The 21,019-nt window shown below is 42.5% G+C and carries 22 protein-coding genes and 1 other annotated feature; of the genes, 5 read left to right on the top strand and 17 right to left on the bottom strand.

The features are described from left to right. The first annotated feature begins 129 nt into the window (after nucleotides 1–129). Complete coding sequence (locus BLT29_RS00465; protein WP_090774348.1) at nucleotides 130–1,236, top strand: DUF418 domain-containing protein; 1,107 nt, start codon at nucleotides 130–132, stop codon at nucleotides 1,234–1,236. 221 nt (nucleotides 1,237–1,457) lie between these two features. Next, a complete protein-coding gene (locus BLT29_RS00460) occupies nucleotides 1,458–2,747 on the top strand; it encodes a DUF418 domain-containing protein (protein ID WP_090774347.1) in 1,290 nt (429 codons plus the stop codon). Nucleotides 2,748–2,863: 116 nt separating this feature from the next. Here the strand turns inward: BLT29_RS00460 and rpmA are convergent, their stop codons facing one another. The 6 genes from rpmA to BLT29_RS00430 all read right to left on the bottom strand — a co-directional run bounded on the left by rpmA (nucleotide 2,864) and on the right by BLT29_RS00430 (nucleotide 7,080). Further along, complete coding sequence (rpmA, locus tag BLT29_RS00455) at nucleotides 2,864–3,142, bottom strand: 50S ribosomal protein L27 (RefSeq protein WP_090774346.1); 279 nt, start codon at nucleotides 3,140–3,142, stop codon at nucleotides 2,864–2,866. Nucleotides 3,143–3,148: 6 nt separating this feature from the next. Continuing rightward, nucleotides 3,149–3,487, bottom strand: a complete 339-nt coding sequence (locus BLT29_RS00450) for a ribosomal-processing cysteine protease Prp (RefSeq protein WP_090774345.1) — start codon at nucleotides 3,485–3,487, stop codon at nucleotides 3,149–3,151. Nucleotides 3,488–3,492: 5 nt separating this feature from the next. After that, nucleotides 3,493–3,801 (bottom strand): 50S ribosomal protein L21, encoded by a 309-nt coding sequence (rplU, locus tag BLT29_RS00445; protein ID WP_090774344.1) that lies wholly within the window; start codon nucleotides 3,799–3,801, stop codon nucleotides 3,493–3,495. Between the two features lie 13 nt (nucleotides 3,802–3,814). Then, nucleotides 3,815–3,893 (bottom strand) — a sequence feature (ribosomal protein L21 leader region). Between the two features lie 56 nt (nucleotides 3,894–3,949). Then, a complete protein-coding gene (locus tag BLT29_RS00440; protein WP_176763716.1) occupies nucleotides 3,950–5,458 on the bottom strand; it encodes an Rne/Rng family ribonuclease in 1,509 nt (502 codons plus the stop codon). Nucleotides 5,459–5,525: 67 nt separating this feature from the next. Then, a complete protein-coding gene (locus BLT29_RS00435; protein WP_245700983.1) occupies nucleotides 5,526–6,356 on the bottom strand; it encodes a M50 family metallopeptidase in 831 nt (276 codons plus the stop codon). Nucleotide 6,357: 1 nt separating this feature from the next. Next, on the bottom strand, nucleotides 6,358–7,080 hold the full coding sequence (locus BLT29_RS00430; protein ID WP_176763715.1) for a M23 family metallopeptidase: 723 nt from the start codon (nucleotides 7,078–7,080) through the stop codon (nucleotides 6,358–6,360). A 100-nt stretch (nucleotides 7,081–7,180) separates the two neighbouring features. Between BLT29_RS00430 and BLT29_RS00425 the strand changes: the two genes are divergently transcribed. Beyond that, on the top strand, nucleotides 7,181–8,098 hold the full coding sequence (locus tag BLT29_RS00425; protein ID WP_090774340.1) for an aldo/keto reductase: 918 nt from the start codon (nucleotides 7,181–7,183) through the stop codon (nucleotides 8,096–8,098). Nucleotides 8,099–8,259: 161 nt separating this feature from the next. Next, the gene (locus BLT29_RS00420) at nucleotides 8,260–9,711 is read left to right on the top strand and encodes an AimR family lysis-lysogeny pheromone receptor (protein WP_090774339.1); all 1,452 of its coding nucleotides are present in this window, start codon (nucleotides 8,260–8,262) and stop codon (nucleotides 9,709–9,711) included. Nucleotides 9,712–9,804: 93 nt separating this feature from the next. Here BLT29_RS00420 and BLT29_RS00415 read toward each other — a convergent pair whose 3' ends face one another. The 11 genes from BLT29_RS00415 to BLT29_RS00370 form a co-directional block, all read right to left on the bottom strand. Next, nucleotides 9,805–10,374 carry a biotin transporter BioY gene (locus BLT29_RS00415; RefSeq protein ID WP_176763714.1) on the bottom strand — a complete coding sequence of 190 codons (570 nt, stop codon included), beginning with the start codon at nucleotides 10,372–10,374 and terminating at the stop codon, nucleotides 9,805–9,807. Between the two features lie 171 nt (nucleotides 10,375–10,545). Then, a complete protein-coding gene (minD, locus tag BLT29_RS00410) occupies nucleotides 10,546–11,340 on the bottom strand; it encodes a septum site-determining protein MinD (protein ID WP_090774337.1) in 795 nt (264 codons plus the stop codon). A gap of 54 nt (nucleotides 11,341–11,394) precedes the next feature. Then, nucleotides 11,395–12,084: a septum site-determining protein MinC gene (minC, locus tag BLT29_RS00405; protein WP_245700949.1), complete on the bottom strand. Its 690-nt coding sequence runs from the start codon at nucleotides 12,082–12,084 to the stop codon at nucleotides 11,395–11,397. Further along, a complete protein-coding gene (locus BLT29_RS13800) occupies nucleotides 12,053–12,184 on the bottom strand; it encodes a hypothetical protein (protein ID WP_281241387.1) in 132 nt (43 codons plus the stop codon). The genes minC and BLT29_RS13800 overlap by 32 nt, the downstream gene beginning before the upstream one ends. Before the next feature lie 13 nt (nucleotides 12,185–12,197). Next, nucleotides 12,198–12,722: a rod shape-determining protein MreD gene (mreD, locus tag BLT29_RS00400; protein WP_090774335.1), complete on the bottom strand. Its 525-nt coding sequence runs from the start codon at nucleotides 12,720–12,722 to the stop codon at nucleotides 12,198–12,200. Continuing rightward, entirely contained in the window at nucleotides 12,719–13,603 is an 885-nt protein-coding gene (gene mreC, locus BLT29_RS00395; protein ID WP_090774334.1) for a rod shape-determining protein MreC, read from the bottom strand. The genes mreD and mreC overlap by 4 nt, the downstream gene beginning before the upstream one ends. Before the next feature lie 13 nt (nucleotides 13,604–13,616). Beyond that, complete coding sequence (locus tag BLT29_RS00390) at nucleotides 13,617–14,651, bottom strand: rod shape-determining protein (protein ID WP_090774333.1); 1,035 nt, start codon at nucleotides 14,649–14,651, stop codon at nucleotides 13,617–13,619. A gap of 251 nt (nucleotides 14,652–14,902) precedes the next feature. After that, a complete protein-coding gene (radC, locus tag BLT29_RS00385; protein ID WP_176763713.1) occupies nucleotides 14,903–15,631 on the bottom strand; it encodes a RadC family protein in 729 nt (242 codons plus the stop codon). Nucleotides 15,632–15,878: 247 nt separating this feature from the next. Then, complete coding sequence (locus BLT29_RS00380) at nucleotides 15,879–17,834, bottom strand: S9 family peptidase (protein WP_090774332.1); 1,956 nt, start codon at nucleotides 17,832–17,834, stop codon at nucleotides 15,879–15,881. 81 nt (nucleotides 17,835–17,915) lie between these two features. Next, entirely contained in the window at nucleotides 17,916–19,064 is a 1,149-nt protein-coding gene (locus BLT29_RS00375; RefSeq protein WP_090774331.1) for a hypothetical protein, read from the bottom strand. A gap of 69 nt (nucleotides 19,065–19,133) precedes the next feature. Further along, a complete protein-coding gene (locus tag BLT29_RS00370; protein ID WP_090774330.1) occupies nucleotides 19,134–19,850 on the bottom strand; it encodes a prepilin peptidase in 717 nt (238 codons plus the stop codon). A gap of 176 nt (nucleotides 19,851–20,026) precedes the next feature. On the opposite strand from BLT29_RS00370, the gene BLT29_RS00365 reads away from it, so the two are divergent. Further along, nucleotides 20,027–20,782, top strand: coding sequence for an NAD(P)-dependent oxidoreductase (locus BLT29_RS00365; protein WP_218123994.1), 756 nt, complete (start codon nucleotides 20,027–20,029; stop codon nucleotides 20,780–20,782). Nucleotides 20,783–21,019 lie beyond the last annotated feature (237 nt).

The following is a 21,019-nucleotide window of genomic DNA, read 5'->3' as shown; positions in this document are numbered from 1 at the left end:
AGCTTGGCAATTACTTTTGAAGAGAAGTATTTGTAAGAAAAAATGTGCGGGTGGTTATATCATACTATATAAAACATTATGAAATATGTTGTGATTTGATGAAAATTTTTAACCATAGGGGGAATATGAATGAATCAACATACACAACCGCTGGGAAGAATTGATGTTTTGGACGGCCTAAGGGGCATCACGCTCTTGTTCATCTTCATCGTCCATCTCAGCCAATTTTTTACACCATCGACAATGGGCAATCTCACAACAAATGCCTATGTTTTATTTTCCAATAGTTCTTATCCGTTATTTGCGTTTATGTTCGGGATCAGTGTGGTACTGCTCTATGATCGGTTACAAAAGCGAGAATTAAATCCAACACCCATTTTATTTAGACGCATGTTGATCTTGGCACCATTTGGCTTGATTCATCTACTGTTTATCTTTAGTGGCGATGCTTTATTTTCGTATGCAATCGCAGGCTTGATGCTGCTCTTGCTTGTAAAGATCCCGCAAAAGTGGCTTTTGACACTAAGTATCTTTTTCTTTGTTCGTGGGATTGCAGGGAACGATATCGCACAGCTCATCGGGATCCCTTTAGACATCTCTTCAATGTTACCTGAATCCTTCTCTGTTGTGACAAGCTACTTTGACCGTGCTTTAGGAGATTTAACCTATATGCTACCTGGTATGTATGCGTATCGAGCTGGGTTGTTTACACATTTACCGAAAAACAGACGCCTCCTTTGGATTGGTGCTCCTATTTTTCTTATCATCGGGATTACCGTAAAAGCCTTGTTTTTCTACGATATGGTTGACAACGTATCAATTACAATTCTTCAGTTAGCATGTTTGCTCGTTACGACAGGTTATATCTTTTTATTTTTGGCCATCGGGACAAGCAACAAAAAGGTCCGTTCGTTGCTCATTCCTTTTCAAGCTGTTGGAAGAATGGCCTTTACGAATTACTTACTGCAGTCACTCATATGTGTGATGCTCGCAATCGACACAGAACACGCGTATTTTTCAGGCTGGGGATTGATCGGAGAAATCTCAGAGATTTCCTTATACGGTCTAGGATTATTCATCTTCCTTTTACAAATACTCTTTAGCCATTTCTGGTTGAAACGTTTTTCATATGGACCACTAGAATGGATTTGGCGCATGGGGACATACTGGAAAATCGTTCCGATGAAAAGAAAGATTGTCGTTACAGACAACAAACAAAAAGCTTCTGGGATGTAGAACCAAAACATGCTGATGAGACGCTTAAACGTTTCGTCAGCATGTTTTTGCGCTCTTTTTAAAGATTGTCGCTAACAATTAAATAGTATGGAAAATTATGTGGCTATTCTTACACGATTGTAAGGTTCCCTCTCCTTTTTGCAAGATGTTTCTATGGGAGGAAGTTCAGCCTTTATCTATACTAAAGGCAATGAAAAACTTTTGAATATGGGGGAACACGAATGAATCAGAATGGACAAAGTTTAGGGAGAATCAATGTTTTAGACAGCATGCGGGGTATCACGCTATTATTCATTTTTCTTTGTAATATCCCTGCTTTGATTTTTATGATAGGGAATGAGGATATTAAAGAGTTCGACGATAATCCCATTGTCGAGGATGTCGTGGTCGTTAACGACATCGAGAAGGTTGTATACGCTGATGGTAGCAAAGAAATTCTTGATGATATGAAATCTGACGAGGATGGCAAGAAGGTTGACTATATCCCTGAAATCACAGCAGGCTCCATTATCGGTATTTTATTTTCCGATAGTTCTCGTCCTTTGTTTGCATTTATGTTTGGGATTAGCGCCGTACTCATGTATGATTTATTACGCAAGCGGCAAGCGAAGCCAATCTCTGTTTTATTGAGGCGTATGCTAACGCTTGCACTATTTGGTGCGCTCCATCTATTTTTTATTTGGAGTGGCGACATTTTATTTACGTATGCCATCGGAGGATTCCTCCTGCTCTTGTTTATAAAACTTCCACAAAAATGGCTTTTGACAGTAGGGCTATTATTCTTCACCTATGCAGTGGCAGGATTCTGGATAGAAGATCTTACTGGGGTCCCGGTCAGTATTGGAACAGGGATGTATGACCTATTGCCAGAATCTACACCTGACTTTCTCTATTCAATGATCGCCTCTTTAGATGGTGCATTATCCCATCTTGGCTTCATGTTGCTTGGCATGTACGCCTACCGAGCTGGGATGTTTACACAGTTACCGCACAAAAGGCTGTTTCTTTGGATCACATCGAGTATTCTTCTTGTCATTGGCATTGCAGGAAAAGCGATAGATTTCATGGTACTCTTTGATTTCTCGATGCCATGGGTAATTAGCGGAATTGCAAATGCTACCGTTACAGCCGGTTATATCTTCTTATTTTTAGCGATTGGTACGAGTGAGAAAGTCGTTCGGTTGTTGCTCGTCCCTTTTCAATCGGTTGGACGAATGGCGTTTACGAATTATTTAACGCAGTCGCTCATATTTTGGACGGCCGCAATTGCCATCAATAAAATCCCATTTTTTTCCAACTTAACATTTATTAGCGACATCTCAGAATTACAATTATACGGTCTCGCACTCGCCATCTTCCTGTTACAAATGATATGTAGCCATTTTTGGTTGAAACGGTTTGTGTATGGGCCATTGGAATGGATTTGGCGTCTCGGGACATATTGGAAGTTTGTGCCGATCAGAAGAAGAGTCGCTGTTGGAGAAATTGGAGAAAAAGCTTCTGGGATGTAATGAGATTAAGTAGATTAGGATATACCTCGAATGATCGACATTCGAGGTATTTTTCTCCAGAGTAATACAAAAAAACAGCCTCCCACTTATACAGGAGACTGCTTTTTCATTACTATTTACGCCGGATACACACTTACTTGCTTCCGGTCACGTCCAACACGCTCATATTTCACGACGCCATCTGTTTTTGCAAACAATGTATCGTCGCCACCTTTACCTACGTTGTTCCCTGGGTAAATTCGTGTGCCACGTTGACGAACCAAGATTGATCCACCAGTGACCGTTTGACCGTCCGCACGTTTTGCGCCAAGGCGCTTAGAACGAGAGTCACGTCCGTTCTTCGTGCTCCCTACTCCCTTTTTCGATGCGAAAAATTGAAGATCCATTCTCAACATGAAAAGTCACCTCCTATCTATTTCCACTGTCATATATGCTTGATGCACGTCAGCAATCGCTTGTAAAGACAGGACCATGCTTTTTAACAACAGCTGCACATCTTCATATGTTCGTGGCGTTAATCCTTCAGGCACACGACACATTAAATGTCCACCCGCATCTGTCATATCAGTGACAATATCAACATCACACAAAGTGTGAATCGCATTGACCGTTCCGATTGTGACAGCTGAAACACCCGCACAAACGATGTCTTGTCCATGGGGGCCAGCCTCGGCATGACCTCGCATGTCAAAACTGGCGATTGCATCATACTCATTATATTGCACGCACACGCGTATCATTTTAATTACCCGTTAATTTTGCCGATGACAACTTTTGTATACGGCTGACGATGACCTTGTTTACGACGGTAGTTTTTCTTTGGCTTCATTTTATAAACGATGATCTTTTTATCACGACCATGTTTTTCAACTGTTCCAGTTACTGTTGCACCTTCTACGTATGGCGCACCTACTTTCACAGCATCTCCACCAACGAAAAGTACTTTGTCAAAGCTCACCTCAGCGCCAGCTTCTGCGTCTAACTTCTCAACGTAAATTTCTTGACCTTCTTGAACCTTGACTTGTTTTCCACCTGTTTCAATGATTGCGTACATCACTTGCACCTCCTCATAACATCAGACTCGCCATCTATGTAGGTAGAGCATATACTCATTTGTAAACCTACGATGCGCGGTTGTAAGTTCATTGGGTGCTGATCCAATTCACTAACATTCCCCATCATAGCATAAATATTTGCTAGCGTCAATCAGTTATTTGCCTACTCGCCCACTGCTTCTCCGCCTCGATGAAAGACCCTGCATAAACGAGCGTATAACACGCCGCAACTGGCAACGCATCGTCGTATACAACAAAAATATGCGCGCCGATCCGCTGTTCAAGCACCGTCTTATCCGACTCACTCGCTCCGAGTAGAACCATCGCTGCTTCAGAAGTGGCCGCAATGACGAGTGCTTCCACTTCTTGATTCATGTACATCAACAGCATACGCTCAAATTGTGACGCTTGCGCTTCCACTGTTAAAACAACACCTGTCCCAGCACATGATGGACAGTCCATAGATACACTCACTCGCATAGGAAGACGTGTTTTTTTTCGTGTCATGAACAACACACCGACCGGCGTAAAGCCTTTAACACTTGTCTGCACCCGATCTTTTTTCAAGTACGAAAGTAATGTCTGTTGTACCTTTTCTCGTTCCTCATCTGTTTTCATATCAATAAAATCAATCGCAATCATGCCACTTAAATTGCGTAACCTAATTTGCTTTGCCACTTCTTTGGCGGCAAGGCAATTGACTGCTAATACAGTTTGTTCCAACCCGTTACTTCCTGTAAATTTTCCAGTGTTAACATCAATGACCACCATCGCTTCTGTCTCATCAATGACGATGAATGCCCCATTTTTTAGCCAAATGCGACGACGGCGAGCTTTTTCTAACTGCCGATCAATATCGTTCAATGCAAACGTTGAGCCTTGCGTACGATACAGACGCACCTTTTGAATAAGCGGTGCGGTGCCGAGCAGCTTTTGCACAAGCCGGTAATCGGACAAATCATCGAGCACCACTTCATCAATTGTTTCCTCAACGTAATTGGTAACAAGCGTTTCTATGATAGAAGCTGCCTGGTACACAAGCGCTGGCTTTCCTTTTCCATTCACAGGCTTCACCGTTTGAGACCATAGTGTACGCAATACATGCAGCTCTTGCGCTAACATATCCGGTTCACATGCTGCCGCTGCAGTCCGTACAATGAGCCCTTCTGGCTGTTGCAACTCATTGGTCATCTTCTCCGATAAATGTTCCCGTACGGACTCATCTTTAATTCGACGAGATACAGCGACGTAGTTTGCTTCTGGCATATAGACAAGGTAACGCCCCGGAATCGCAATGACGCCACTTAAACGAGGCCCTTTTTCACCGTTGCTTGCTTTCGTCACTTGTACAAGCACCATCTCATGTTGTTGCACATAGTGCGTAATCTTTCGTTGTTGTTTCACTTCTACTGGATCAGGATCTAAATGAAAACGAAGCAGCTCATCTCGATACAAAAAGCCATTCTTCCCGATTCCTATATCGACAAATGCCGCTTGCATTCCCGGCAACACACGTTGCACTTTTCCTATAAAGACACTGCCAACGAGTTCAGGTGCATGGGCTTGTTCGATAAACCATTCAACCACTTCACCCTCTTCTAGTACGACCGCCTCTCGTCCATTTCTCCCTTTTGTAACAACAATCTTTTTTTCCATACACATAAACGCTCCTTTTTTCTCGCATCTCTATTGTACGTGAAAAAAAGAGCGCAACGCAATGCGTTCATGTAAATAAGCCCCCAAATGTTGCGGAACGTTTACCGGGTTCAAAATAAGCAGCCAACACCATTTGCTCATCCACCTCCGAACATCCATGCCGTCCAACGATTCGAAAGCGGTTTGTTCGCCCCCGTTTCAATAAAGCCACTGCTTCTCGCACATGAACATGGTGATTCACGCAAATCCAATGAACGTTTCGTTGTTTTCCGTCTTGCTTTTTGGCCATCAAAAATCGGACAAAGCGGTAATGGCGTTGTTTAAACTCCAAGTAATGTGTGACGAGCAGGAATAGCACGACGACATATAAGTTCAAATGGAATGGCACAAATAGTAACCCAACAACCATAACAATTAACAACAAAAATGACACATGCAACGAAACAATTAATGCCCTCTTATACGGCCAAATAACTAGGCAGGCAAGCTGCACAAGACGCCCTCCGTCTAACGGATATATTGGCAACAAATTAAAGCCAACAATCATCATGTTATACATTAAAAATAACTGATGATCATATTGACTCCAAAAAAGCTGTCCTACAAACATATAAGAAAGCCCGCACAACCATATGTGTTGCAACGGACCGGCAAGGACAATGTACATTTCTTCGCGAATTGGCTTTACACCACTGTCTTCTGTCTCAGCCACGCCTCCAAACGGTAATAATTCAATTTTATTCACTTTCCACCCTAAATAAACAGCTGTCAACGCATGCCCCATCTCGTGAATAAAAACAATGATAAATAACATGAGCACTTCTTTGAAATGACCTGTAAAGACACCCGCTCCAAGCACAAGCCAGAACAACGGATGAAGCCGGATATTTTTTAACATATTACTCAAAAGACATCACATCACTTGGGTCTACATACGCTTCCCCACGCCGCAATGCGAAGTAAAACTTTCCTGTCTGCTCACCTTCTATTGGCATCACCTTGCCTAATGTCGTGCCAGCAGGAATCATATCATATAAACTTACAGACACTTCATCAAGCATACCGTAAATAGATGTCGTTTTATCTGGATGCTGTACTTCAATCATTTTACCGAGCGCTTTTTTATCATTAGATAAAAGGACCACTTGTCCCCCTTTTACCGCCTTCACAATTGCTTCTGCATCCGTCTCTAATAAAATTCCTTTCCCGTCTTCTGCAGAGGATTCACCAATAATGCCTGAAGCAGGAATCGCATAATCGTATATCTCTTCCTCGCTAGCACGTTGGTCTGGTAGCAAATGAAGTGGACCACCAAATTGCTTCTCATACCAATCGGCAACTGCAGCAAACTGGAATTGGTGCTCAAATGATTGATCCACAAACGCTTGAACCGTTTGAAATGGTTCCTCCTCACGCTCATACACAATTCCAAGCGCAAAAAATAAACAACCGGCAATCAGTGCTTGCATGAACCAACGATGTCTATACGTCTTTCTCTCCTTCTGATGCACCTCTAGCGGGGAGGATATTTGTTCTTTTCCCGTCTCAGGTGCTTCGGTTTTCATCTCATTCTTTCGCCGTTCTGCTGCTTTCCGCACAAATTTTTTTCGATTATGATCCATCTTTGCCGCTCCCCTCGTCCATTTAATACATGCTATGACTTGTCCTCGCATCATATTCGAGTTAATAATAGAGGAAAGAACATTGTGAGGAGAGATATGTATGAAAAAAAGACGCTTAGGAAAATCCGATTTATATGTTAGTGAGCTAGGTCTCGGAGCGATGTCGTTTGGCACGAACAAAAAAAATGTCACACGCATCATCGACGAGGCATTACATTTAGGAATAAATTATATTGACACAGCTGACTTGTATGACTACGGAGAAAATGAACGCCTCATTGGAGAAGCGTTAAAAAAGAGACGCTCAGACGTTATTCTTGCAACAAAAGGAGGGAATCGTTTTCAACAAGGGGAAAATGGCTGGACATGGGATCCATCTCGTAAACATTTGCTGGCAGCCGTAAAGGAAAGTTTGTCGCGTCTGCAAACTGATTATATCGACTTGTATCAACTGCACGGTGGGACAATTGACGATAACATGGATGAAGTCATTGACACTTTTGAATCTCTAAAAAAAGAAGGGCTCATCCGTGCTTACGGTCTATCCTCCATTCGCCCAAACACCATCTCTCACTACGTCGAGCATGCAAACATGGCGACAGTCATGATGCAATATAGTTTACTTGACCGTCGTCCAGAAGAATGGTTTTCGTTTTTAGCTGAGCATGATGTGAGTGTTGTCGCTCGTGGTTCATTAGCAAAAGGGATTTTAAGTCCACGCCCGTTAGAAACTGTTACCGCCGCTAAAAAGGGTTATTTACATTATTCACCTGAAGAACTAGCACAAATTCGGCGGGGCTTAGACACCCTTTCCACAAATGGTCTCACTCGTTCTGTACTTGCACTACAGTATTGCTTAGCGCATCCTCCGGTCTCTTCTGTTGTTGTCGGTGCAAGTACGGTTGACCAGCTGCGCCAGAATGTCGCAGCTGTGTCTCACACTTCTATTAATAAAGTTGTCTATGAAGAACTTGCTAAATTAACGACACCTACTTTGTATGATAAACATCGACCGTAATGAACATGAATGATACGTTCACTATCACCATTTATGCAGATTAAGTCATATAAACAAAGAATTTGTCGTAAGAAAAATCTGTTTTCCAGTAGGAATTTCGGTTCGTTACGTCGAAAACTCCTCTTTAGAGGTATTATGAACTTTGAGAGGTGGCGAAAGTTTTGCAAAAATATCGCGAGCGGTGGCGAGAAAATTTCCTTCTGTATCGTAAAGGGTTTGTTCCTCAGCACATTAAAGAACATACGAAAAACCAATTACAGCGAATGGACCTATGGGAGAATGAACGTGCGTGGACACATAAAGCGATGCATAATCTTGCTTTAGAGCGGCATGAACACGGTCACCCTTTGTTGCCATTTGAACAAGTACTCTACTCAGTAAGGACGTTTGCTTCTGATCGATTTGTCCAATTGATGAATGAATATGTACTCGCACTACAAACACCTAGTCATATTCGAGATGCCTTTGAATATGCTGTCCAATATAGGCAAACCGATTTACTAGAACTCCTTATTCATCAAAGCAAAGATCGTGAATCATTAAAAGAATGGGCACTCGTGTATGAGCTACTGCTGGATGTGGATGTGATGAGAGGCCGTTTCTCACATGAAGAAACGATTAGTCAAGCACGTGATTTGCTCGGGCATGTTAAGGCGCCTTTTTTAAAAGCACGCTTAGAACTACTTGAAGTCGCCACGTATTTGAAGTTGGAATACCATGCTAGAGCAGCGTACGCTAGTGAAAAGATCTTTCGGCTTTTAGAAAATGTTGATGACAGCTATGCCAAGAGAATTGTCGAAAGTCACACAGAGTTCCAAATCGCCTATGATCTACTATACAACCAAGGAAAACTGAGTGAGGCCGAAAAACGTTTGGGGCAATCTATCGTTAACGGTGCCACACCAGAGACGATGCTTGCGTATCATTGTCATTTACTTGCATATGCTACTTTTCTGATGCCGATAAGTCATGAAACTAATCTTGTAGAGCCAAGTATCGAGTATATTCAACAGGCTCTTTTTTACGCTGAACAGACAGGATCAAGAGCTTACAGTCAGCGTTTACGAGCGCAGGATTTACCTTTTATCTGGAATTCAGCTGGAAAGATTTTTGAATTAGAGGATGTAAATCAAATAGATCCCTCGGAAAAAGTTCATCAGTATATTGTACGCGGGGAGCGAGAAAAAGCATTATTATTGGCAGATGAACTGGAGCGTTCTGGTCAAAATAGTGTTTTTCTAACATTGTATAAAGCAAAGGCAGAACGGAATATTATTCGTTTGTATGATATATTATTAGAAACTCCACAGGACCATGTATATCTCCTACCTCTTGTAAAGCAAGAAATACTACGTGTGCATAGAATAAAAGATGATGAACTGAAACGTACTCAAATGCAGTTTCGCACATTCAAGTGGCAGGTTACACTTTCTCCTAGGGAATTAGAAGTATTGGCGCTCATTTATCATGGGTATACACAACTTGAAATTGCTAAAAAATTATATTTGTCTACAAGCACAGTGAAGAAACATGTTAACCATATTTTAAAGAAAACGGGATTACATAGCAGCAAAGAAGCCGCTTCTGTCGCTAAGCAGTTATTATTATTTTGAATTAATGAGGTGGGTATCCGTCAGTCCAAATCCCGGCTGACAGATACCCTTTTTTCATTACCCAAACGTCTTTCTTTCTCATGACGTCGCCCCCTAAGAGACATTCCTTAAAACATCCTCTCTTCGTGCCCCATATCCATACAACGCATGCCGAACGCGCACAATGACCATACTTGCTACAATTGCCTTCAGCACATCTCCTGGCATAAATATGACATTCATTTGAAGCGCTGCCGTATATGACATGTCACTCGTGAAAGAAATAGATACTGCACCAAAAAGATATTGTATCACCATACTTAAAACGGCACTGACAAGGACAAGTGACCATACTTTTAACTTTGGAACATAAGAAACAAATAAACCAACAAAAAAAGCAACGAGAATCCAACTAAATATATAACCACCTGTCGGACCAAGTAAGTGACCAAGCCCTCCGCGCATCCCTGCAAGCATTGGGACAGAACATGCCACAAGCACAACAAAAACAACCATCGATAATGCACCGCGTCGTGCGCCGAGAATGCCTCCAGCTAATATCGGTGCAATAGACTGCAATGTAATCGGTGGGATAATACCAGGTATTGGAATAGCCGGAATGAAGCCAATTGCCCCGGCAACCGCCGTCATCATCCCTATCATCATCATATCTTTTACGCTCATTATCATTTATTCAACCTTTCATCTATGCTGCTGTTACCTAAAAGAATGTTGTCATTCATCTCTTAGCGTTCTTTTACACTATAAAAGACCGCACAACCATTGTCAATATTTATCTATACATAGTTTACAAATTATCCTGAGGCTAGTAAAAAAACCTGCTTAAGCAGGTTTTTAACGCACCCCAAACAGACGCTTTAATTTTGAGAACATCGTCCGTCGTTCTTCAAGCACCATCAATGGGACAGTCTCTCCTAATATGCGCCTCGCGATATTCCGATAAGCGATAGAAGCTCTGCTTGTTGTATGTAGTGCAATCGGTTCTCCTTTATTCGCATGCTTAATGACATCATCATCATCAACAACTATACCCAGTAAGTCTATTGCTAAAATAGAGGTAATCTCCTCGACATCAAGCATGTCACCATTTTTCATCATATGGTTTCTAATTCGATTCACGACGAGTCGTGGTCTGTCGATATTCTCGTGCTCTAGCAAACCAATAATGCGGTCAGCATCACGAACAGCCGACAACTCAGGTGTCGTCACGACAATCGCCTTGTCTGCACCAGCAACAGCATTTCGAAATCCATGCTCAATTCCAGCTGGGCAATCAATTAACACATAGTCATAATCTGACTTTAGTTCATCAATTAGTTGTTTCATCTGTGTTGGCAAAATATCCGTTTTATCTTTTGTTTGTGCTGCGGGTAATAAATACAAACAATCAAAACGCTTATCTTTTATCAGTGCTTGCTTTAGCTTACATCGCTCTTCAACAACATCGACTAAATCATAAATGATGCGATTCTCTAGACCCATCATTACATCGAGGTTCCGCAATCCAATATCTGCATCAACGAGACAAACTTTTTTCCCGGATAGTGCTAGGGCTGTTCCAATGTTGGCTGATGTCGTTGTCTTACCAACACCACCCTTTCCACTTGTAATTACAATTGCTTCGCCCACGTCCATGTCTCCTTTCTCGTTCCAAGATCCAAGGTACCTACACGCCGCCTAAAATCATACAGGCGCAACATATTCACTTTCTCGATCGATTGGCACCAGATCGAGCAACCGCTGAATACGTGTTATACGTAAAAGGCTGGTTTTTTCCTCTAAAAAAGCAGCACCCATCCATATCTCATCATCCGGACAATCCGCAAACGTCATCCATGTCTCTGCAATTTGCAAGAAAGAAGGTGCTAAAAAAGATGCTACAATAAGTGCATTTTTTTGTCCTGTCGATCCAGCGTGTGCTTTTCCTTTTAAAGCGCCCATCACATAAATATTTCCTGTCGCAACGAGCGCGCCACCAGGATTAACATCTCCGATTAACAGTGCGTTTCCTTCAACATGGACCACTTGCCCAGAGCGAATCATTCGCGTCAGCGTTGTCGTTTGTTGTTGCTCCCACATTTTTTTCGCTTCTGTTAAAGAAATCACACCTGTATGAAATCGCTCTACTTGTAAATGACGATCTTCAGTAATCACTTTTTCGAGAAGCGCCTTGTCCTCTTTTGAAAGGTACCGATTGCCAAGGTCAACGCTAACAGAGACGCCTCGCTCATCTCCATCACTCTGATAGTAGTTCACTGATAGCTTTTCCTTTAATTCACAGATTAACTGTTCAAAGGAACACCGGTCATCAAGTAAAAATATTAAACCTTCTTTTGTCCCTTTAATTGTGACACTCGTTTTCGTTTGGCTCATAGGAGCGTTCACCTCTGTTCACTGCCGTTGTCATCGTGCTGTAAAAAACGGGGAAATACAATTCAATCTTCTTCCCTACTACTTCTTTCGACTTCAGCATAGCAAACTCCTCCCTAACGTTCACGAATACTTGCTTGTGTCAAGACATGCAGCGCCAATTTTCGGAAAGGCAATACAACAAGCATAGCAAATGCACCATTAAAAACCACTGTTGGGAACAAACGCGATGTTAAAAAGGTACTTCCAGATAGATCAGCCTTTCCAAGCATTGAAAAAATACCGTATTGATAATATTCAAAGAGCACAACACCAGCGATAGATAACAACACCACCCAAAAGGACGATGCTCGAAATGCATATTGGTATAAACCAAACACATATCCTAAACAAGCGAAACCAAATGCATATACCCCAAGCAAATTTGTATACACAATGTCATACATCAAACCAAAAGCAAGCCCATATAGTAAGCCAGTGCGTCCATTTGTAAATAGTCCAATCATCACTACAATGATTAATACAAAACGCGGAACAACGATTTGATCTGGTGTCGTATGTGCTTGCAATACATGCGACACCAACGCCCCCTCAAGGACAAACAAGCCTACAATGACGAATGAAAAATACGTTCGGCTCATTCGTCCTCACCTTCTTCTTCTAACAAAGACGGGTCAAGAGATTCATCCATTCGCTTCACAATGTACACATAATCTAAGACGGAGAAATCTGCTTTCGGACGAATATAAACGTCTTGTGTTAATCCATACTCATCTACTTCGGTACGTACCACTTCACCAATTGTCAGTCCAGGAGGGTATATGCCTCCTAATCCAGAAGTCGTTACGGTTGTATCTTTCGGAATGTCTTTTTCCATGTCAACTTTACGCATAATTAAAAGAGATTCTTTTGCGTCATATCCTTCGACAAAACCGACTGCTTCCCCGTCATCCCACTTGACTGTTGCAGATACACGGTTTGCTCGGTCATTGTCACTTAATAGCTGTACATAAGAGGTTGATTTGCTTGTTTTGCTTACCTTGCCAACAAGTCCACCTTTCACATCAATGACAGCCATATTGTCAGTCACACCGTCTCGCTCTCCCCTATTTAAGCCGATGTATTGCTCCCAAGCATCGGGAGCACGATGAATCACTGCTGCTGCCGAAACATCATACTGGTGCAATGTTTTTTCTAACTCAAGCATCTCTAGTAATCTTTCCTGCTTATCCAACAACAAATCACGTTCAACTGACACTTGGTCATACTCTTCTAGACGTGCTTTTAACCGTTGATTCTCTTCATATACATCGAACATCTCCTGAACATTATTCACGACGCCAGTAAAAAAGTGAGCTGGGTGAGCAACCACATTTTGTACCCAACCAAAAGCATCACGGATTGCCTTTTCAGGCATTGAAAGCGAGCGCTCACTTCTGACTGAAAAACCAATGAGCGCAACAAGAATAATGATACTCACAAGCAAAACGATGAGTTTCTTATTAGAGAAAAAGGAATGCATTAGCTAGCCACCCTTACTTTTGACTTGAGCGGTGGGCATTTCCTGCTTTTGCACGGAATAAATGAATGTTCTCTAGCGAACGCCCCGTCCCAATTGCAACACAGTCCAGTGGATCTTCTGCAACAATAACCGGCATGTTTGTCTCTTCACTCAATACCTTGTCCAAATTATGCAGCAATGCCCCGCCACCTGTAAGCACGATGCCCCGGTCCATAATATCCGCTGCCAATTCTGGTGGAGACTGCTCTAATGTATTTTTAACTGCCTCAATAATTGTATCAACTGTGTCTTTAAGTGCCTCCACAATTTCCTTTGCAGTAACCGTAATGGTTTTTGGTAATCCAGTAAGCAAATCACGTCCACGAATATCCATTTCCTCAGGTTGCTCTTCATCAGTACTTGCTGAACCAATTTCTAACTTCAGCATTTCTGCTGTTCTTTCGCCAATCATGAGGTTGTACGTCTTCTTCACATATTGAATGATTGCATCATCCATTTCATCACCAGCAACACGAATAGATTGCTTCGTCACAATCCCACCAAGAGAAATGATTGCTACCTCTGTTGTTCCACCACCGATGTCAACGACCATGCTCCCGGTCGGCTCCCATACTGGCAAATTAGCACCAATTGCTGCAGCAAATGGCTCTTCAATTGTAAAAGCTTCCTTTGCACCTGCTTGTTTTGTTGCATCTTCAACCGCACGCTGTTCAACAGCCGTAATTCCTGACGGCACACAAACCATGACCGATGGCTTGCGACTAAAAATAGAACCGTTCTTCATCGATTGCTTGATAAAATGTTTAATCATTGTTGCAGTCGTATCAAAGTCAGCGATCACACCGTCTTTCATCGGACGTACCGCGACAATATTTCCTGGCGTACGGCCAATCATATTCTTTGCGTCATTTCCAACTGCTTGAATTGCTTTCGTATCTGTACGTAAAGCCACGACTGACGGCTCTCTCAGTATAATCCCTTTTCCTTTTGCATAAACAAGTGTATTTGCTGTTCCTAAATCAATCCCAATATCTCTACTTCCAAACATTTATAACACCACTGAATGAACGACGATGATTTGAAAACACCAAAAAAACGTCAACCTAATCATTTCAGTGGTTCTTCCTCCTTTTTAGAAACACGTAGGTTCGTGCGTAATTGAAGTGATCGTAAATTCACAAACTCACTCAAGTGAAATTCATACCCTTTATTATAACGAATAACAGCCAAAAAGAATAGCCTAAAGGAAAGGTTTTATTAAATGAAACGCCCCTTATTTTCACATAATTATTCTCTCATTCACATAGAGTCCCGCATACCCAATAATTGTCCACTTTCTCTCCCCTCCGCTAACAATCCTCTCTCTTTCAAACTAACAAAACAACCATCTCCAATAATAATATGGTCAAGTAAAGGAATGCCAAGTAACCTTCCTGCATCACTTAAACGTTCTGTTGCATACACGTCTTCACGACTTGGCTCAGGGTCACCGCTTGGGTGATTATGTAAACATATCACTGCTGCAGACGAGTAACGCAGTGCTTCTTTAAATACTTCTCGAGGATGAACGATGCTTGCATTTAAACTCCCAACAAACAAGGTTTGTTTTTTCATGACATGGTTTTTGCTATTCAAATATAGCGCAACAAAGTGCTCCTGCTTTAGTTCACGTAGCTCTTCCATCATAATATGAGCAGCATCATCTGGTGTAGAAATAATATGGCGATCTCCTTTCTCTTCCATATGAATACGTCTTCCCAGTTCAATGGCTGCCGTTAACTCAACTGCCTTTGCTGCGCCAATCCCATTTACGGTACAAAGCTCCTCAATTGCAGCCTCCTTTAACGCAGTTAATGTTGGAAACCGACTCAACAGTTGACTAGCAAGATGAACAACAGACTGCGCTTTCGTTCCAGAACGGAGTAATATAGCAATAATCTCTTGATTGGACAGCGCACGCGCCCCTTCACGAAGTAGTCGCTCACGTGGTCGTTCTTTCTCTGGGACATCACGGATCAATATGGCCAAACGAATCCTCTCCTTTGGATGATGTGGTTATAATTCTTTTATTGTTTTTTTAAGGGATCTCTGCTACGGAAGGAAGAGCATATCATGGTGTGTCATGGGTATGATAAGGGGTTTTCACAGAAGAAAAAGAGGTGTTAAGCATAGTATATATAATTGTTACACAGTGCGCAAGTAATAGCTGGCGTGCTTATGAAAGACAGTTACACCTAAAAGAAGCAACCATCCGCATGGTTGCTTCTCAAGTTGCTTACAAATATTTCTCAAACCAGTCAACAATCGCTTGTAAACGAGCAAAACGTAAATTCGGTTTCCCACTTCGCGATAGTTCGTGGTTCGCTTCTGGGAAACGCATGAATGTCGCCTCTTTCCCTAAACGTTTTAGCGCAATAAATAATTGCTCTGCTTGCTCAATTGGACAACGCAAATCATTTTCGCTATGCAAAATGAGCAAAGGCGTCTCCACTTTTTCAACATATTTTAATGGCGAGTGATGCCACAACGTCGCAATATCACTTAAATCCGCCCCAATTTGCCATTCCGTGAAATAATAACCGATGTCACTTACACCATAGAAGCTGATCCAATTGGAGATCGATCGCTGCGTTACCGCTGCTTTAAAACGATTCGTATGACCAATCACCCAATTTGTCATAAAGCCACCATAGCTACCACCAGTGAGTCCAAGGCGACTTCTATCAATCCAATCATGCTGTGCTAACGTAAAATCAAGCACATCCATTAAGTCGCGAAAATCTCCACCACCATAGTCACTCCGCACAGCGTCCACAAACGTTTGACCATAACCGTGGCCGCCTCGTGGGTTTGTGAATAATACACCATATCCTTGTGCGCATAGAACTTGAAACTCATGAAAATATGTCACACCATACATTGCGTGTGGACCACCGTGAACTTCTAAAATAAGCGGATATTTCTTCCCTTCTTCAAAATGGGTCGGTTTCATGAGCCAACCCGCAACAAAAGTACCATCGTCTCGTTCATAGTAAACCGGTTCTGGGTAACTCTTTTCTAAAGATAACTGTTCGTTCCCATCATGGATTAACACCAAATCGTCTGTGCGTAAATTAACTGAGTACACAGCACTCGGACGTTCTACTGTACTCATTGTCGCAACCACACAATCACTTTGTATATCGTAGCCATGAATATGTTGCGCACCCTCTATGAGCGTTGTAACATCTCCATTCAAATGAAAACGCCATAGATGAACGGCACCTTTCTGAGAGACAAGTGCGTCAATCGCTTGACTATCATCCGTCCATTTTATCCCTTGGTCAACCACTTGTTGCAAAAAGTCGCCAATCATCACATCACCGATATAGACATCTTTGTCTTCCGCAAGCATTTGAACGGTTTTCGTTGCACGTTTATATAAAAACAATTTGGGCTGCGTCGCATTTTCAAACTCACGTTGGTGACCAAGAATCGCCACATATGCACCATCCGGTGAAAAACAAGCATCTAGAATCACAAGCGACGCTGAAGTGAGCTTTTCCCTTTTCCCGTCTTCAAGAGACAACAACCAAAGATCTGCCAAAAACGAAAAATCGTGATGATCGCGTTCATCCCCTGACATCAATAGCGCCGATCCGTCTGGAGAAAACCCATGTAGCTGTATGTCATAATGATCGTTTGTTAGCCACGTCACCTCTGCCTTATCCGTAGAGACCAGGGCCATTTGCTGCACTGAATCGTCAAACATCCCACGGCTATCTGATTTATACTTCATCTTCTCCACGACATGCGGCTGCGGAAGATGATCCTGCGCTGCTTCTTCTATCGAGCCTCTTGCCTTTACGCGCGTTGAAAACACAATATGTCTCCCGTCTGGAGCCCAAGAAAACTTTGTCACTGCACCATCCACATCCGTTAATTGACGAGCATCCGCTAAACCGACTTTTACAAATAACTGCATCCGCCCTGAACGGTCTGACAAGAAAGCAAATGCATGACCAGTTGGTGACCACTTTGGTGAGATGTGTTTGTTTGTCCCAAATGTAAGCTGCAAAGGCACGTTCTTTTCTTGCACTTTAAAGGAATAAACATTGGAAATATAGTCATTTTTGACATGATCGATCGATGTTACTACCGCAAGAACCGTTTTTCCATCAGGTGATAGACTTGGACTCGTCACTGTTTCCAAGTCACATAATGTATCAATGCAAATCTGTTTTTCCCCCAATTAAAATCCCTCCCCCATGAATGTTCCTATTATATACAAAACGCATCACTAAAAAAAGGAAAACGCCCATTATGAGCGCTTTCATGCTTCAGCTAACACTTCAACCATTGACGCATATGCATAGAGTGCATCGAGCAACGATTGCTGGGCTTGCCACATAGCTTGTTTCTCTTGTCCACTTTCAAAAGAAGCAAAAGCATGTAACCCTTTGACCAAAGCGTTATGCATATTTAACGCTTGCTCGCTTGCCTTTTCCGGGAGTTTACTCAAAGAACGGTCACGTGCTGCAGTCAAATCCTTCAGCGTCCCTTCCATCTTCTTAATTACATCATCAGCTTGTACAGACGCACCTTCTTCATCCACAAGCCGTCGCGATGTCTCTTGTAAAAGCTCTTTATAAAGCCCGTGCGCTTGTAAAAACCACGTGATTGCTTCGGTGTCAAGTGTATTTGACCGTCCACCTTCAATTGTATACGTTTTTACATACGTATCTTGTCCCTTTTCCTCAATCATTGCGCTTAAAGAACGTGCCCCTGCCTTATCTGGTGCCACACCAACGAATAAAAAGGACGACTCACCTGACTTTGAAAACAATGTAGCGGGCAAACCACCTTGCTTTACTTTATCAACCACAGGTTGTCCTTGTTCTACTGTGTCAAACGCCGCACCTTGAACAACATCTACATGCCATGTTGGCAAACCAGCTTCGACCGCTGCTGCCAATGCCGCATCCAAATTTTCACCACCCTCACTTGCGGTACCGACAGATTCTGTTACAACCATTTTATATACAACAAAACCGAGTCCAAGACCGACCACAATGGCTGAGACGATGGCTGTCACCAAGTTCCAAGGCACCACCCCGATCACATCTTTTATTACCCGTTTCCGTCCTTTAGGTGGTAATTTTGGCGGATTGACGCGATTGCCATCATCCCAGAAAGGCGCTTCACCTTCTCGTTTCTCTTCCTGTTTTTGAGTAAAGTCGATCACTTTATCATCATGAGTTGTCATACTTGGCTCAGGAATAAAATCATCATCTTCACTTGCTTGTTCACCTGATGATCCCTCGTTTGCAAAAGGGGCGGCATCCCACGTCAATATTTTTGGTACAGCTGGTGCTGTTTCTTTGTGATCTTCTTTATCTCCTCGTGCTTCTACACTTACCTGTGACTGCTCTTTTTCCGCTTGTCCAAAATGAAATGACATTGTACGTTTACCACGCTGCATCAAAGCCCCTCCTTTCTCTGTACTTAATATATCTGTATGACACGGATGGGATGAGTAGAACGGGCTTCTTTACATGTCAAATAAGAAATAAACGAGCACAGCAGCCATACTAATAAAAGGCGCGAAAGGAATCCGCTCTCTTCCAGATATTCTCTTACTTAACACCGCGCCTCCGATATAAACCAATCCTAAAAAGGAAGCAACTGCAATGACATATAAAATAGCTGGGACACCCATCACAAAACCAAGTAAGATAAGTAATTTCACATCTCCACCCCCCAGTTGGTCACGTCGGTATATGAATACGACAAACAACAACGACACCACCACACATAAGCCCAGAAGTGCATCTATCCATGTAAATGTAGGAATAAAAAATAAGCGAATACCAATGAGTGGCACCGCAAATACAAGTAATATTACATTTGGAATAATCATTCGTGAAAGATCGGTTACCGTCACAATGGCAAGGAGCGATATGAAAAGTAGCACCCACAATAACGCCAGTTGGACGCCGTGCTTCCAGAACGCTAACAGAAATAACCCTGCTGTAACAGCTTCAATAGTTGGAGATAAGCGCGGGATCTTAGCGTAACATGTACGACATCGCCCTAATTGAATCGCATACGATATCAGTGGCATTAATTCAAATGGACGTAATGTGCGCAAACAAGCATCACAACGGGATCGTGTCCACAACGCAGACGAAAGCGGTACCCGCGTCCCGACTACGTGGAAAAACGACCCACATACCGCACCTAATACGGCTGCAAACAAGAACATCATGACACATCCCCCTTTCTTTTTTCGTTATACGACATATTCGATGGAAATTGTGTCGTTCCTGCTTTTTTAGGGGGAAAATGACACTTGAATTATTTTTCGAGTTTATGGATCATATAAATTAACATTCGAATGCTATAAACGATGAAAATACACTATCACAGAGAGGAGACACAATGATGGATGCCAAAAACAAAGCAAAACCCGTGACAGCTCTTGTCGTTGGCGCGAGTGGAAACACTGGTCGATTGCTTGTAAAAGAGCTGCTAAATCGCGGTGTCCACGTTAAAATGATTATTCGATCACTCGAGAAAATGCAAGAGGATGTGAAAAATCACCCCCACTTATCTATTATCCACGCAAATATATTAGAACTTTGCGAGACTGAGATGGCTCATCATGTTCATGGATGTAATGCTGTCGCTTCATGCTTAGGCCACAATATGACTCTAAAAGGAATTTTTGGGCATCCACGTATGCTCGTCACTGATGCTACTCGCAAGTTGTGTGACGCTATTAAAGAAAACAACCCTGAACACCGTGTGAAATTTGTACTCATGAACACAGCTGGTAATAGCAATCGTGACATCCCTGAACGAGTTTCTTTTGCCCAAAGATGTATAACGAGCGTTATCCGTCTGTTGTTACCCCCGCACTTAGATAATGAGCGCGCCGCTGACTATTTGCGAACAGAGATCAGACAAGACCACAACACAATCGAATGGGCAGTCGTTCGTCCCGATAGCTTGAAAGATGAAGATCAGACCACTGCATACAATGTGTACGATTCGCCAACTCGAAGCGCCATCTTTAATCCCGGTGTAACAACTAGAATCAATGTCGCCCATTTCATGGCTGATCTAATTGTTAATGCTGAGCAGTGGCACAATTGGAAAGGGAAAATGCCTGTTATTTACAATAAGGTGTCACCATAAAGGACGCTATTTTTTTCGTTCTAAATGAAAAGCGCTAGGAGGCAACTTTTTTCATTGCAAATAGTCACCTCTATGACGTATAATATAGTTGTATAGGCAATACTAATAAAACACCGTCTAAAGCGAAAGCTTTAGACGGTGTTCGCTGAACCCCTTTTCGGGCTTGGCCAAATACTACAAGGATAGTCCTCTCGCGTCTGGCACGACACTCATGAGAGGGCTATTTTTCGTTGCGCT

This window comes from Shouchella lonarensis (assembly GCF_900096965.1).
Lineage (GTDB): Bacteria > Bacillota > Bacilli > Bacillales > Bacillaceae_D > Shouchella > Shouchella lonarensis.
This window is presented reverse-complemented; position numbering and strand designations above follow the sequence as displayed.

Excerpts from the sequence above, each read along its gene's own strand:
- BLT29_RS00430 (WP_176763715.1), bottom strand. The coding sequence starts at position 7,080 with ATGGATCATAATCGAAAAAAATTTGTGCGGAAAGCAGCAGAACGGCGA.
- BLT29_RS00365 (WP_218123994.1), top strand. The coding sequence starts at position 20,027 with ATGGATGCCAAAAACAAAGCAAAACCCGTGACAGCTCTTGTCGTTGGC.
- BLT29_RS00440 (WP_176763716.1), bottom strand. The coding sequence starts at position 5,458 with ATGGAAAAAAAGATTGTTGTTACAAAAGGGAGAAATGGACGAGAGGCG.
- BLT29_RS00370 (WP_090774330.1), bottom strand. The coding sequence starts at position 19,850 with ATGATGTTCTTGTTTGCAGCCGTATTAGGTGCGGTATGTGGGTCGTTT.
- BLT29_RS00425 (WP_090774340.1), top strand. The coding sequence starts at position 7,181 with ATGAAAAAAAGACGCTTAGGAAAATCCGATTTATATGTTAGTGAGCTA.
- mreC (WP_090774334.1), bottom strand. The coding sequence starts at position 13,603 with ATGCATTCCTTTTTCTCTAATAAGAAACTCATCGTTTTGCTTGTGAGT.
- BLT29_RS00375 (WP_090774331.1), bottom strand. The coding sequence starts at position 19,064 with ATGCAGCGTGGTAAACGTACAATGTCATTTCATTTTGGACAAGCGGAA.
- BLT29_RS00450 (WP_090774345.1), bottom strand. The coding sequence starts at position 3,487 with ATGATACGCGTGTGCGTGCAATATAATGAGTATGATGCAATCGCCAGT.
- BLT29_RS00435 (WP_245700983.1), bottom strand. The coding sequence starts at position 6,356 with ATGTTAAAAAATATCCGGCTTCATCCGTTGTTCTGGCTTGTGCTTGGA.
- BLT29_RS00415 (WP_176763714.1), bottom strand. The coding sequence starts at position 10,374 with ATGAGCGTAAAAGATATGATGATGATAGGGATGATGACGGCGGTTGCC.
- BLT29_RS00390 (WP_090774333.1), bottom strand. The coding sequence starts at position 14,651 with ATGTTTGGAAGTAGAGATATTGGGATTGATTTAGGAACAGCAAATACA.
- BLT29_RS00465 (WP_090774348.1), top strand. The coding sequence starts at position 130 with ATGAATCAACATACACAACCGCTGGGAAGAATTGATGTTTTGGACGGC.
- mreD (WP_090774335.1), bottom strand. The coding sequence starts at position 12,722 with ATGAGCCGAACGTATTTTTCATTCGTCATTGTAGGCTTGTTTGTCCTT.
- BLT29_RS13800 (WP_281241387.1), bottom strand. The coding sequence starts at position 12,184 with ATGCTGAAGTCGAAAGAAGTAGTAGGGAAGAAGATTGAATTGTATTTC.
- BLT29_RS00460 (WP_090774347.1), top strand. The coding sequence starts at position 1,458 with ATGAATCAGAATGGACAAAGTTTAGGGAGAATCAATGTTTTAGACAGC.
- rpmA (WP_090774346.1), bottom strand. The coding sequence starts at position 3,142 with ATGTTGAGAATGGATCTTCAATTTTTCGCATCGAAAAAGGGAGTAGGG.
- minC (WP_245700949.1), bottom strand. The coding sequence starts at position 12,084 with ATGAGCCAAACGAAAACGAGTGTCACAATTAAAGGGACAAAAGAAGGT.
- rplU (WP_090774344.1), bottom strand. The coding sequence starts at position 3,801 with ATGTACGCAATCATTGAAACAGGTGGAAAACAAGTCAAGGTTCAAGAA.